Here is a 12475-nt window from a genome sequence, read left to right as displayed (position 1 = left end):
ACGCTGCCAGCTTCTAATGTATAAGCTTTTATTCTGCACCGGCATCGTGATTGAAGCATTGTCTCGTTACCAAGCCCCATTTTTCGTCCTGATATTGATCTTCCACGTAGTTACCTGATGTGTAGTCGTTAACAACCTCTCTCCAGAACTTAACAGCATGCTCTGCGCCGAGTACTTGCTTGATCTCCCAACTGCCTTTTAGGTGTTCAAACAGCTCACAGATAAACCGTTTCCCGACTTTGTTTTTTCGAAAATAAGGCACGACATAGAAATCGCAGATCTCAAACTCGTTTGGCGCTTTAGTTTCAATGGCGGTTAACGCTGCAGGAACGCCATCAATGTAGAGTAAGTAACCCGTTACGGTCTCACCAAGCGTCGGGTAAATCTCAAACAAGCCATACTCGTCTGGTTTATCTCCGATGATCTTTGAAAACTCAGCGGCATAACCCTGATATAGATTCGCGTATACCTGCTGATTACCACTATAGACTGTCACAATATTCATAAACTGATCTCTGTATTGTTCACTCTGCAATTCATGTGAACGTATATTTACCACACTCATTATCTCAGTGATCGTAAAAGGAGTTGCCGATATCCGACGGTTATGTAACCAAAAACTCAAATTCTTTTGAAGCTTTCGTTGGTAGCATCTCGATAACTTCGTATTTAGCTATACCTTCTCGATGAAATGGGTCTTGAGTAAGAATCGCATCTAGTTGCTCTCGATTACTGAGCGTAGATAAGATAACTCCACCTGTTCGAGGTTTTTTACGCCCAGACAGCTGAAAATACCCCAATTCATACTGCTCATTCAAAAATTTAACATGTTCAGGAATGAAGCGGTCTACCTCTTCCATCGGCACTTGGTATTCGAGAGAAACAATAAACATAATAATTCCTTATTTCAGAATATGAGTGATGTTGAGAAAATTATTTAAACAGATAACGCTTTACGATAGTAATTGGCGTCTTGATTTTCCCCTTTGAAGACAGCGTAGTTCTCTACAGTCCCAACTAACTCAAAGCCTGTATTGGATAAGATTTTATTTGAGCCAACATTACCCACTAACGCATAGGCATCAACATATTTAAGGGAAGAGTACTCAGCCAAGTAGACAAGTAACTTCCTCACTGCGTTAGACGCAATACCTTTAGAACCAAATGAGCGACCAACTCGATAGCCTAACTCTCCACTTTCACCGTTGAGGCCGATATCACGAACGTTGATTCGCCCACAAATAGTGCCATTAGCGTCTTTGATCAACATAGGAATCATCTCGCCATTGTCATACTCTGTTAGAAAGTTCGTGACTTGCTCGGCAACACCCACATTGGAATAGAAACGGTCTTCCCGGGCTGGGACAAATTGCTCAAACCACTCTCTATTTTCGACTTCAAACTCCAACAAAGCACTGACATCGCTTGGGTGAAGTAAGTGTAAAAATACATCCATAATCAATACTCTGTCGCTTATCTAAAAAGCCGCACCTTATGATTCATACAGCTCAGCTTGTCTTCTGAGTTTAAGGTAAGTCTCTTAACTTCTTAGCAGGGTTGCCTGCATAAATACCTTTCTCAGTGATGTCTTTGGTCACCACACTACCCGCTCCAATCACCACCCCTTCGCAAATGCTGACAGACAACACTGTCGCGTTGGAACCAATGGTAACGTTATTTGCGATAACGGTGCGTCCCCAGCTGTCTGGGTTTGGATCCGGCTTACCCTCTTTGAACAAATCATTCGCGAACATCACGCCGTGGCCGACGAAGCAATCACTTCCGATAGTCACATACTCACAGATAAAGGTATGGGACTGAATCTTACTTCTCTCGCCTATCACGGAGTTCTTTTGAATTTCAACAAATGGTCCAACTAACACATCATCTTTAAGTTCACAACCATAAACGTTGCTCGGCTCGATGATAGTGACATTCTCACCACAGGCAATATTAGTAATCTGCGCCTTTAAAACTCTAGGACTTGCCATACTTCCTCTCGACATTAGCGTCACAATTCAACCTAAGCGATTGTGCCGTATGCATTAAAGTGCATCAAATAGAGATATTAAGAGTTGGCAATAGATCAAAGATCCTGCATAAATTAAAACAAGCCAACCAACACGACTGACAACAGTATGCCTCCGATAAAACTTGGGGCATGAAATGGGCGAGCTTTAGATTTTACGTACTCTTTCTGAAGCTCTTCTTGATAAGTTTTGACGGCAAGTTCTTTTACGTAGTTATTTTGCATAATAAGCTCCTTTTCAATGATTAAGAGAAGCTTAAGACTTGAAGTAAGGTTGAGGTAAAGCAAAAATTCAGATTAATTGAACACTTTATTTTGTTACTCAAGGATTACCCTAAAGACATCGTTATTCACACCACCTACGTCCACTAACTCTCCAGTTTTCACATGAAGTGACGTGTTTAGTTGTCGAGTTGAGCGTGGCTCTTTCGTTTCTCGAATCACGAGCATATCGACCAAGTAACCAGAGTCTTGCTTTCGTATTGACCCCGAAAAAGTCACGCTTTCAACCCTGTCCGCGAGTACAGAATTAAATGTTTTATCTTCTAGCACACCTGCGGAGATCGATGTATCGCCATAAAACAACGTGATACTGGTTGGTTCAGGTGCTAACACTTGATTGGATGAACACCCCATCATAGCTAGGCACAACATTAAAATAACTCGAAATTGCATAAACTGGTTTTCTTACGTTAAGCGTCTGTTTTTCATATTAAAACACTTCGCATCAATAAACGCCATACGTTGGCAGAAGCTTGTTTAGAGTGATTTGTGTAGTGAGGCTTAACGATTGGTTTATATCTTGAGATGGGGCTCGCTATTCACAGATTCGGCTCTAACTCCTTGTTAAGAAGTCAGAGCCGACATTGGATCGCTATATTCAAAATGAGTTCAGTGAATTAAGAAACGACGTCTTGTGGAGGTGTTCCTTCGCAGTTAGAAACGACGGCATCAATTTGGATTAGAGCATTCATAGGAATCTCTGAAACCCCTACCACCGTTCTTGCCGGTAACTCAGCATTAAAGAACGTAGTGTAGATTTCGTTGACCGCATCAATATCTGAAACATCTTTAAGCTGGATATTAATTTTCACCGTATCGTCCATGTTGTGGTCAACACTTTCAATGATCGCCTTAATATTTTTAAGACACTGTTCAGCTTGCTCTTTTATGCCACCAGCAACCACTTCATTGGTTTTCGGATCTACAGGTAGTTGACCAGAAATATGATTGTAGTGAGAGAAAGCAACGGTGTGCGAATAAGGCATAAATGGCGCATCAACCGTATTATTAGCTTCAATAACCAGTAAACGAGTGTCTTCTGGCAGTTGTGGCGGTGTGCCATCGCCGTGTGAAACGGACGTATCGATTTGAACTAAAGCACCCATTGGTAGTTCAGCAGCATTAACAAGTGTTCTTGCTGGTACATAACTTGGGAAGAACTTAGCGCAAACTTCATTTACCTTTTCTGCATCTTCAATATTTTTAAGGTAAATCGTGGTTTTAACCACATCGTTCATGACATGACCGATGCTCTCTAGAATCGTTTTAATGTTTGTTAAACATTGTGTTGTTTGTTCTGTGATACCACCTGAAACCAACTCACCTGTATTTACATCGATAGGCAATTGAGCTGAAAGGTTGTTGTAGTGAGAAAAAGCCGCTGTCTGAGTAGAGACAACACTTTGAGGCGCGTTATCTGTATTCCTTGATACCTTCACCAGCGCGCAAGGTGCTTGTGGTTTAGTTCCTTCGCCGTTTGAAATAAGCGCATCCATTTGAACTAAAGCGTCAGTGTTTGGAAGCGCAGCTACGCCCACAACAGTGCGTGTAGGTAGACTGTTTTGGAAGAAGCTTTTGTAAACTTCATCGATAGCATCGATATCAGAAATATTCTTAACGAAAACATTAATCTTCACGACATCATCCATAACATGGTCGATGCTTTCAACAATAGCCTTAATATTATTTAAGCATTGTGCTGCTTGGTCTTTAATATCACCAATCACAACTTCACCTGTTTTAGGAGCGACAGGTAATTGAGCTGAAAAGTTATTATAATGAGAAAAAGCGACCGTTTGTGTAGATACAGAATTTGTTGGTGCGTTTTCAGTATTTCTTGAAAATTTAATGATATCGCTACTCATCGAAATTATCCTTTTAATAATATAGGAATACGTGTTTATGTTGAACAATCGTATTGGAAAGAATGATTAAAGTAGCACCATGTTAAGTTAATTATTTTAGGGGAAACGTGATACCCGTCAGACTCTAAGGTGACTATAAATCAGTAAGTTACAGAATAATTAGTCATCACACGACTAAATATCCGTCACATTTGGCTTTATCAACTGCTAAATTCTCATTAATTTTCAAACTATTCAATAATCTTGAATACTCTCTCAGATAATTCTATGAGTTATTCCAAAAATTTAGATGCTGTTTGATAGGTTGTTCACAATAAAACAGCCTTATTATCAGAACCATTGAGCTATCAATAAAATACCCTGCATAAACTCTTAAGCTATTTAACTAATTATTTTAAAGAGGCTGTTTTATACAAGTAAGTTAATAATATGTTCGATAATCAAATGCCAATAATCGGACAAAGCCCATGGTTAGATACATTTACTCATATAATTAAACAAGCGACATGTTTAGGATAACTGCGTGAGAAAGGTGGTTGTGATACTAAGAAGTGCTGTTTTCTGAAATTAAGATGGCGCCAAGACTAGCCATAGACGCCATTGTGTCTGGTGAACCTTCAATTCAAAGGAATTGCAGAATAAAGCAAGCAATGAAAGCAGGTAAACCAGCGATGAACAACACTAAGCCTGTCTGGTAATTCAATCGGTAGTGTTCTTGTTGGTCTTTATCAAAGTCATGCCCTTCGACCATTTTGTAGACTTTATCTGTAATTGGGTCATCAAGGCGTGTCGTTTTACTATGAACACCACCCTCCCACATTAACTTTGCTAGAACCCAAATAACAATGACCACAAAAAACAAGAAGTCGACGAGCCTTGTCGTGGCAAAGAAAGGAAAAAACTGAGAAAGCGCTAAAACAATCAACGCTGCTGTTAAATTAATTAGCGCTACTTTCTTCAATAAATCGAGCAAACTATCTCCTAGAAAAAGTATGTAATTTAGGTGTTCTTCAAATGACTATGATTTGTATACGAACAAGTATTTATAAAATAAATACTTCTCGATCAACCGAAAAATACGTGTGATATCGCATATTATGAAATGCCGCACGTTTCGGAACATAGATATCGAGTAAACGCTAAACAGCTCTTGGGGTGGTATTGAAGTGACGCTTAAATTCGCGGCTGAATTGAGATGGGCTAGAATAGCCGACTCGGCGTGCAGCATCGTTGATTCGTAGGCCTTCTAACTGGATCAACTCTTTGGCTTTGTTGAGCCTGACCTTCTTCAAGTATTGAAGTGGCGATTCAAAGGTGACGTTACGAAAAGCATTATGGAAAGCAGACACACTCATGTTCGCTTCATCGGCAAGCGATTGAACGGTAATGGTTTGGTCATACTCTTCATGTACTTTAGACAGTGCTTTGGCAACACGTGCGTAATGGCCGTCGTGATGGGCAAGATCGAATAACACACGCCCCTCTGAACCAGTGAGCGCGCGATAAACAATTTCGCTAACAAGCGCATCGCCCAATATGTTGGCTTCGATGTCGCAATGCAGGGTTTTGATCAGTCGAGTAAAACTTTCTAGCATCCTATCTTCCATAGGGGTCGACTCTAAGCCGCTCGAGTTCTGCTTATGTTTGTTGCAGTAGCTTTCGAGAAAGCCTTGATCTTCCAACTTTTTTACCAAGCTGTGTAAACGCTGAGAATCAATGTTGATCGATAAACCAAGCAAGGGTTCCCCATCGACAGGTAAGGCTTCGCACTCTAATGGCATTGGCACACCAACAACGAGGTAATCGCCCGCGGCGTAAGTAACAGGCCTTTCACCGATATAGATGTTCTTTTTACCCTGCCCGAGCATGATGATGCCAGACTGATAGGTAAAAGGTTGGCGCTGGTTACCACCACTGCTTCGGTAAAACCAGACACCCTCGATCTCAGTTTCTCTGATCCCTTCGAGATCATCCCAACCTTTGTATTCAACGTAAGACTGCATTAACTGAGCGAGTGTATTCATAACTGGTGATATTCCATTCAAGGTGCGGAGTGTATTTGCACAAAAGCCAAAAAAGAATAACAAGTTTGTAGAAATAGGCAATTAATTTGGAGGAACTGGCCTTCACCACCCTAAATTCCTGTACTAATATGCAAATATAGAAATTGAGCAATAAATCAGAATAAAAAATCTAGCTTTACACAAGGAACCTACAATGCAATTTACTTATGTTAACCCTACAGTAATCCACTTCGGCCAAGGCCAAATCAACGCTATCAGCCAAGCGGTTGATACTTCAAAGAAAGTACTTGTCATCTACGGTGGCGGTTCAATCAAAAGCAATGGTGTTTACGACCAAGTAGTCGCATCTCTTAAAGATCACGCTTGGATTGAGTTTTCTGGTGTTGAAGCCAACCCAACGAAAGAGACGCTAGACAAAGCCGTCGCTCTTGTTAAAGAAGAAAACGTAGAATTCATTATCGCTGTCGGTGGTGGTTCGGTAATCGATGGTTCTAAGTATGTGGCTGCAGCGGCTAAATACGACGGTGACGGTTGGGACATCCTAACAGGAAAACACCAAGTAACAGAAGCAACGCCAATCGGTGCAGTGTTAACGCTTCCTGCTACAGGTTCTGAATCTAACATGGGTGCGGTAATCACGCGTAAAGCGACTCAAGAGAAGCTGGCTTTCCTTAACCCTGCGGTACAGCCTAAGTTTGCGGTAATGGACCCAGATGTAATGAAGTCTCTACCTGAACGACAGCTAGTTAATGGTTTAGTTGATGCTTGGGTACACGTGTGTGAGCAATACATCACAATGCCAACAGACGCGATGGTTCAAGACGGTTACGCAGAAACACTGCTGAAAAACCTACTTGTGCTGGGTAAGCAATACGACGAGCGTGACAACGACGCATGGCGTGCAAACCTAATGTGGACAGCAAACCAAGCACTTAACGGCCTGATTGGCACGGGTGTTCCTCAAGATTGGGCAACACACATGATTGGCCACGAGTTCACAGCACTATGGCACGTAGACCACGCGCGTTCACTTGCGATTGTTCAACCTTCATTACTTCGTAACCAAATCGAAGCGAAGCGTGGCAAGCTAGAGCAAATGGGTCGTAATGTATTTGGCCTAGAAGCAGGTGCTGACTTAGCAGAGCGCACTATCGATGCAATCGAAGCGTTCTACCACAGCCTAGACGTTGCAACTATGTTCGACGGCTACGAAGCAACTAAAGCGGCAGCAATCGACAACGTTGTTGCTCAGCTTGAATCGCACGGTTACCTGCAACTTGGTGAGAACCAAGCAATCACGCCAGAGAAAACACGTGAGATTCTAGAGTCTGCGATTCACTAAGCTCGTTAAAGCTTAAAGATGGCCGAACAAAGTAGAATTACAAAGACAATTTGAACAAGTGAAATGCCGTAAACAAGATTTATGGCATCACACTGAACCAAATACTTTGGCCCTACGTATATCAAAAGCAGCGTCCATTTTAGGCGTTGCTTTTTATTTGCCCTACAAGATGCTATTAAATTCTCATAAGTCCCTAATTTTATGTGCAATCATATTTCTATATTGTTAAGGTAAACCTGTCTCTTTACTAGGTATGAACAACGATTTGAACAATCTCAAGGAAATGGTTAAGTTTAAGTCACTTAACAAGTGGTATGGTGATTTTCATGCCCTAAAGGATATCGATTTAAATATTGAACAGGGAGAGATAGTGGTGATTTGCGGACCGTCTGGTTCAGGTAAATCAACCTTGATCCGCTGTATCAATCAGCTAGAACCCTTCGAAAGTGGCGAGCTTTCCGTGCTAGAACAAACGCTTCCGTGCAAATTCCACACGCCAGGCCAAGTCGGAATGGTGTTTCAGCACTTCCATTTGTTTCCCCACCTTACTGTGCTTGAAAACCTGACTCTGTCTCCGATTCGTACGCTCAAGAAAAGCAAAGAAGAAGCAGAGGAAACGGCTATGCACTATCTCGAATGTGTGCACATTGCCGAGCAAGCGAATAAGTACCCAGCTCAACTTTCTGGTGGCCAACAACAACGTGTTGCGATTGCTCGCTCTCTTTGTATGAAGCCAGAACTCCTATTGTTTGATGAACCGACATCTGCTCTTGATCCGGAAATGATCAATGAGGTGCTTGATGTGATGGTTGAGCTTGCAAGTGAAGGGATTACCATGGTGTGTGTGACACACGAAATGGGCTTTGCGAAACGTGTTGCCGACCGTGTCATATTTATGGACGAAGGACAAATCGTGGAATCCAATACACCACAATGCCTGTTCGAGAATCCTCAACACGAGCGTACTCAAGCGTTCCTAAATCAGATTCTGACTTACTGATGCTGCTTAAAATTGTAAAACCTGCCCTATCTGCATTGGTACAAATTGTTGTGCTCGCGGCTGCGGTTGTCTGGATTCTCGATTCTGGCGCACAAGCCATGGGATACAGCTGGCAATGGGAACGCGTGCCCGACTACATCGCCTTTTATGAAGATGGCGAATGGTGGCCTGCAGAATTGATGGAAGGGCTACTCGTCACCATCAATATCTCTCTGATTTCTTTGGTCGCTACGTTGGCTATTGGTTTAACCACAGCCCTATTACGTCACTCTAATTCTGTGGTTGGGCGAACCTTAGCCACCAGCTATGTCGAGTTGATTCGTAATACGCCGTTATTAGTACAAATCTATTTGCTCTATTTTGTGTTTGGCCCCGTACTAGGGCTGGATCGCTTTAGCACGGCTGTTTTAGCCTTGGCACTTTTCCAAGGGGCATACACTGCCGAGATATTCCGAGCCGGTTTAAATGGCATTGCTAAAGGACAATTTGAAGCGGCTCAATCTTTGGGCTTATCAAAGACCTATACTTATTGGGATGTGATTCTTCCTCAGGTGATTCAACGCACGTTGCCGCCTTTGACGAATGAGGTTATCTCCCTTATCAAAAACTCTTCGATTGTGAGTGTCATGGCGATTTTTGACCTGACAACCGAAGCCAGAAACATTGTTTCTGAAACCGCGATGCCATTTGAGATCTGGTTCTCTGTGGCGATCATTTATCTCGCACTTACACTTTCACTTTCTGCCGTTGCAGCTTGGCTTGAGCATAAGCTCGGAGCTAACTGGCGAACACAATAAGGATTTATCAGCATGAAGCTATTTAAAACCGCAATTACAGCTCTACTTGCGCTTGCCGTAAGTTTGCCTGCACTTGCTTCTGATACGCCTAACCTAGATAAAATCAACGAACGTGGCTCTCTACGTGTTGGTATGTCGACTTTTGTACCTTGGGCGATGCGTAACAAACAAGGTGATCTTGTTGGCTTTGAAATCGATGTGGCAAAACGCCTAGCTGAAGATTCAGGCTGGAAAGTTGAGTTTGTACCGACGGCATGGGATGGCATTATCCCTTCTCTACTGTCGAACAAGTTTGATGTGATCATCGGTGGTTTGTCGATCACTGGAGCACGCTCTAAGAGTGTGTTGTTTACTGAACCTTACTCTCATTCAGGTGTTCAACTAGCAGCAAACAAAGAACTGGCTGAAGGTTTTACTCAGATCTCTGATTTCGATTCTCGCCGTGTGAAAATTGCAGCACGTCGCGGCGCATTCACGGTTCAAGTGGCTCGTGAAACTTTCCCGAAAGCAAAAGTACTTCAGTTCGATGACGATGCTCAAGCGTTCCAAGAAGTGCTAAACGGCAATGCTCACGCGGTTATCGCCTCTAGCCCGAAACCAGAGCACGAAGCGATCAAAAACGCAGACACACTATTCATTCCATTTGAAGAGCGTCTGTCAAAAGGTAACGAAGCATTTGCTGTGCGCCTAGGTGAAACAGACAAAACTGAGTTCTTCAACGAGTGGATCAAAGCACGTACTGAAGACGGTTGGTTGAAAGAGCGTTACGAGTACTGGTTCTCTACTCTAGATTGGCAAGATCAGATTGCTCAAGGTCAGTAATCGACAGCTAATTAGACGCTAAATAACCAATCAAGGCAGTACCTTACTGGTACTGCCTTTTATGAAACACCCGAGATAGCTATAAACTCATAGCCTACTCTAACAACACATTAATTATCATTGTTTAAACAGGAATGACGTGAGTAGTACTAGCGCATTATCAACGCCCAAGCCCAATCTTCACACGAAGCATTGGTATCAACGCCTCAATCTATTAGATGGAGTGTTGTTTGCCATCATTTGTGCGTTCGCAGGTTGGCTTTATTATCGCTCTGCTGTCGGTATTAATTATCAGTGGCGATGGGAAGACGCGTTCACGTTAATCTTTATTCCACCGTCTCAAGGCAGTATTCCTTATTTCTTCCAAGGCTTGGTCGCAACATTGCGTTTGAGCTTATGGAGCATGGTGTTAGCGCTCTCTTTCGGCACACTGTTAGGGGTAGCAAGACACTCTAAGATCGCTTTATTCAAAACACCGGCGCTGCTTTTCATCCAGTTGGTTCGAAACATTCCACCATTAGTGTTTGTTTTTATCTTTTACTTCTTTGTGTCTAACCAGTTGATCCCTTTACTTGGTTTAGAAACCCTTCTACGTGAACACAATGGCGAAATTAACGCAGTTCAAGATTTCCTATTCGGGCCTGCAAACCTTTGGGAAAACTTAGCCTCTGGCGTAATCTGTATTGGCCTGCTCTCTTCCGCTTATATCGCTGAGGTTATTCGAGCTGGCTTAGAAAGCATCCCTAAAGGACAATGGGAAGCGGCCGACTCTCTGGGCTTGTCTGCATTCTCTAAATATCGATATGTGGTTGGCCCACAGGTGTTAACCGCGATCACGCCACCTTTAGCGGGTCAGGCAATTTCTCTAGTAAAAGACACCTCGATTGTGTCACTGATTTCGATTCAAGAGATGACATTTGTTGGCACTGAAATGGCGAACTCTTCCGGTTTGATCTTCGAGATCTGGCTGATTGTTGGCGCGGTTTACTTCGCGTTATGTTTCACCCTTTCACGTATTTTCAAAGTCATTGAACAACGCTCGAGTGTTTACCTTAACCGCTAATGCCATTGTTTATTTAGACGTGTATTCAAGCGTCTGTTAGATGCCAACATAACCACCTAAGTCATAATATTCATCCACTTAGCCTGATTGGTTTAACTCATTGACCAATCAGGATTAATTGCTTAAAACTCTCTACCGAAACACAGCAAACCCATCATTTAGACACTATACTTGAAGTATCAAATTCCATTGGATCTTCTCAAGGACTTCACTCAGCATGGACAATCATAAAGAAAGAGCTTTTTACGCCGTTGTTGGCGCATTGGTTGGAGACGCCGCTTCCATGGGACTGCATTGGTTGTATGACCAAGAGAGGATCTTACACGTGGCAGGGTTTGAACCAGAATTTCGCTCGCCAAACCAGTTCGATTATCAAGACAAGGGCTACTTCGCCCACCAAGGTAAAACCGCTGGCGACCAATCACAATACGGTGCTCAGTTATTGGCGATGGTCGATAGCCTAGTCGATAATCAACACTACGACGAAGCGAGTTACATTAAGCACTTCCGTTTCTGGTTTGATTTTGGTGGTAGTTGGCAAGGTTACATTGATAAAGCGACTCGTATGAGCTTGCTGAACATACATCAACTAGAGCTAGCAGATGCTCCAATCACAGCTTGTGGCGCTGATGACACCCAATTACCTGCGGTTTCAAAACTGATTCCTTTGGTGGCATGTACTTACACCTCTCACACCTTACCGGCTATGGTCGAGAGTGCGGTTCGAGTCACTAATAATAATGATAAAGCGGTAGAGTGGGCACAAGCCATCACCCTACTGATTCAAGCTGCTATTCAAGGCAACTCTCCACTCCAATCGGTAGAAATGGTACGACAAACCTGCAGCAAGTTTATACACGACCAAATCGATGAAGCACTGGCTGAGCCCGAGCTTTCAATAACAGATGCCGCGAAAAAGCTCGGATTACATTGTGAATTGAGTGCCGCGTTCCCACTACTTATTCGCATCATTGCTGGCGCTCAGAGCTTTAAACAAGGCATTCGCGACAATATCTTATGTGGTGGTGATAGCTGCGGGCGTGCGATTGTGATTGGCGCGGTATTAGCGGCTTGCTTCTATGAAGAAGACGGAGCGATTCCAACAGAATGGCTAAACCAAGTCGAACTCAATGGTGGTGTCTTGTCTCTGCCAATTGAATAGTGTTGTGGAGCCAGATTAACTGTTCAGGTAACCAAAAACTAAAGCGCCTCTCGATTCCTTGCTCGAGAGGCGCTTTTCTTTTCACTAAA

The 12475-nt window shown here is 42.9% G+C and carries 15 protein-coding genes; 6 read left to right on the top strand and 9 right to left on the bottom strand.

Annotated features, from left to right (window positions below; translation table 11 throughout):
• Positions 1-28: 28 nt before the first annotated feature.
• The 9 genes from OCV12_RS20850 to OCV12_RS20810 all read right to left on the bottom strand — a co-directional run bounded on the left by OCV12_RS20850 (position 29) and on the right by OCV12_RS20810 (position 6200).
• Positions 29-505, bottom strand: a complete 477-nt coding sequence (locus OCV12_RS20850; protein ID WP_261886008.1) for a GNAT family N-acetyltransferase — start codon at positions 503-505, stop codon at positions 29-31.
• A 100-nt stretch (positions 506-605) separates the two neighbouring features.
• Positions 606-893: a YciI family protein gene (locus OCV12_RS20845; RefSeq protein ID WP_132936139.1), complete on the bottom strand. Its 288-nt coding sequence runs from the start codon at positions 891-893 to the stop codon at positions 606-608.
• A gap of 44 nt (positions 894-937) precedes the next feature.
• On the bottom strand, positions 938-1456 hold the full coding sequence (locus tag OCV12_RS20840) for a GNAT family N-acetyltransferase (RefSeq protein ID WP_261886007.1): 519 nt from the start codon (positions 1454-1456) through the stop codon (positions 938-940).
• A gap of 70 nt (positions 1457-1526) precedes the next feature.
• Positions 1527-1991, bottom strand: a complete 465-nt coding sequence (locus OCV12_RS20835) for an acyltransferase (RefSeq protein WP_261886006.1) — start codon at positions 1989-1991, stop codon at positions 1527-1529.
• Positions 1992-2104: 113 nt separating this feature from the next.
• Entirely contained in the window at positions 2105-2254 is a 150-nt protein-coding gene (locus OCV12_RS20830; protein WP_165886753.1) for a hypothetical protein, read from the bottom strand.
• Positions 2255-2347: 93 nt separating this feature from the next.
• The gene (locus tag OCV12_RS20825; RefSeq protein ID WP_176679551.1) at positions 2348-2704 is read right to left on the bottom strand and encodes a hypothetical protein; all 357 of its coding nucleotides are present in this window, start codon (positions 2702-2704) and stop codon (positions 2348-2350) included.
• Between the two features lie 224 nt (positions 2705-2928).
• Positions 2929-4176: a RidA family protein gene (locus OCV12_RS20820; RefSeq protein ID WP_261886005.1), complete on the bottom strand. Its 1248-nt coding sequence runs from the start codon at positions 4174-4176 to the stop codon at positions 2929-2931.
• 622 nt (positions 4177-4798) lie between these two features.
• Positions 4799-5149, bottom strand: coding sequence for a hypothetical protein (locus OCV12_RS20815; RefSeq protein WP_261886004.1), 351 nt, complete (start codon positions 5147-5149; stop codon positions 4799-4801).
• Between the two features lie 166 nt (positions 5150-5315).
• Positions 5316-6200, bottom strand: coding sequence for an AraC family transcriptional regulator (locus tag OCV12_RS20810; RefSeq protein ID WP_017631246.1), 885 nt, complete (start codon positions 6198-6200; stop codon positions 5316-5318).
• Between the two features lie 193 nt (positions 6201-6393).
• On the opposite strand from OCV12_RS20810, the gene OCV12_RS20805 reads away from it, so the two are divergent.
• The 6 genes from OCV12_RS20805 to OCV12_RS20780 all read left to right on the top strand — a co-directional run bounded on the left by OCV12_RS20805 (position 6394) and on the right by OCV12_RS20780 (position 12386).
• Complete coding sequence (locus OCV12_RS20805) at positions 6394-7542, top strand: iron-containing alcohol dehydrogenase (RefSeq protein ID WP_261886003.1); 1149 nt, start codon at positions 6394-6396, stop codon at positions 7540-7542.
• 253 nt (positions 7543-7795) lie between these two features.
• Positions 7796-8542: an amino acid ABC transporter ATP-binding protein gene (locus OCV12_RS20800; RefSeq protein ID WP_315972802.1), complete on the top strand. Its 747-nt coding sequence runs from the start codon at positions 7796-7798 to the stop codon at positions 8540-8542.
• The gene (locus OCV12_RS20795) at positions 8542-9339 is read left to right on the top strand and encodes an amino acid ABC transporter permease (protein WP_261886002.1); all 798 of its coding nucleotides are present in this window, start codon (positions 8542-8544) and stop codon (positions 9337-9339) included. The genes OCV12_RS20800 and OCV12_RS20795 overlap by 1 nt, the downstream gene beginning before the upstream one ends.
• 12 nt (positions 9340-9351) lie before the next feature.
• Positions 9352-10161 (top strand): transporter substrate-binding domain-containing protein, encoded by an 810-nt coding sequence (locus OCV12_RS20790; RefSeq protein ID WP_261886001.1) that lies wholly within the window; start codon positions 9352-9354, stop codon positions 10159-10161.
• 139 nt (positions 10162-10300) lie between these two features.
• Positions 10301-11224: an amino acid ABC transporter permease gene (locus OCV12_RS20785; protein ID WP_261886000.1), complete on the top strand. Its 924-nt coding sequence runs from the start codon at positions 10301-10303 to the stop codon at positions 11222-11224.
• A 217-nt stretch (positions 11225-11441) separates the two neighbouring features.
• Positions 11442-12386 (top strand): ADP-ribosylglycohydrolase family protein, encoded by a 945-nt coding sequence (locus tag OCV12_RS20780; protein WP_261885999.1) that lies wholly within the window; start codon positions 11442-11444, stop codon positions 12384-12386.
• Positions 12387-12475 lie beyond the last annotated feature (89 nt).

This window comes from Vibrio pomeroyi (genome assembly GCF_024347595.1).
GTDB classification, from domain to species: domain Bacteria; phylum Pseudomonadota; class Gammaproteobacteria; order Enterobacterales; family Vibrionaceae; genus Vibrio; species Vibrio pomeroyi.
This window is presented reverse-complemented; position numbering and strand designations above follow the sequence as displayed.

Bases quoted from the DNA above. Each gene is read 5' to 3' on its own strand.
- OCV12_RS20850 (WP_261886008.1), bottom strand. From the start codon at position 505: ATGAATATTGTGACAGTCTATAGTGGTAATCAGCAGGTATACGCGAAT.
- OCV12_RS20845 (WP_132936139.1), bottom strand. From the start codon at position 893: ATGTTTATTGTTTCTCTCGAATACCAAGTGCCGATGGAAGAGGTAGAC.
- OCV12_RS20840 (WP_261886007.1), bottom strand. From the start codon at position 1,456: ATGGATGTATTTTTACACTTACTTCACCCAAGCGATGTCAGTGCTTTG.
- OCV12_RS20835 (WP_261886006.1), bottom strand. From the start codon at position 1,991: ATGGCAAGTCCTAGAGTTTTAAAGGCGCAGATTACTAATATTGCCTGT.
- OCV12_RS20830 (WP_165886753.1), bottom strand. From the start codon at position 2,254: ATGCAAAATAACTACGTAAAAGAACTTGCCGTCAAAACTTATCAAGAA.
- OCV12_RS20825 (WP_176679551.1), bottom strand. From the start codon at position 2,704: ATGCAATTTCGAGTTATTTTAATGTTGTGCCTAGCTATGATGGGGTGT.
- OCV12_RS20820 (WP_261886005.1), bottom strand. From the start codon at position 4,176: ATGAGTAGCGATATCATTAAATTTTCAAGAAATACTGAAAACGCACCA.
- OCV12_RS20810 (WP_017631246.1), bottom strand. From the start codon at position 6,200: ATGAATACACTCGCTCAGTTAATGCAGTCTTACGTTGAATACAAAGGT.
- OCV12_RS20805 (WP_261886003.1), top strand. From the start codon at position 6,394: ATGCAATTTACTTATGTTAACCCTACAGTAATCCACTTCGGCCAAGGC.
- OCV12_RS20800 (WP_315972802.1), top strand. From the start codon at position 7,796: ATGAACAACGATTTGAACAATCTCAAGGAAATGGTTAAGTTTAAGTCA.
- OCV12_RS20795 (WP_261886002.1), top strand. From the start codon at position 8,542: ATGCTGCTTAAAATTGTAAAACCTGCCCTATCTGCATTGGTACAAATT.
- OCV12_RS20790 (WP_261886001.1), top strand. From the start codon at position 9,352: ATGAAGCTATTTAAAACCGCAATTACAGCTCTACTTGCGCTTGCCGTA.
- OCV12_RS20780 (WP_261885999.1), top strand. From the start codon at position 11,442: ATGGACAATCATAAAGAAAGAGCTTTTTACGCCGTTGTTGGCGCATTG.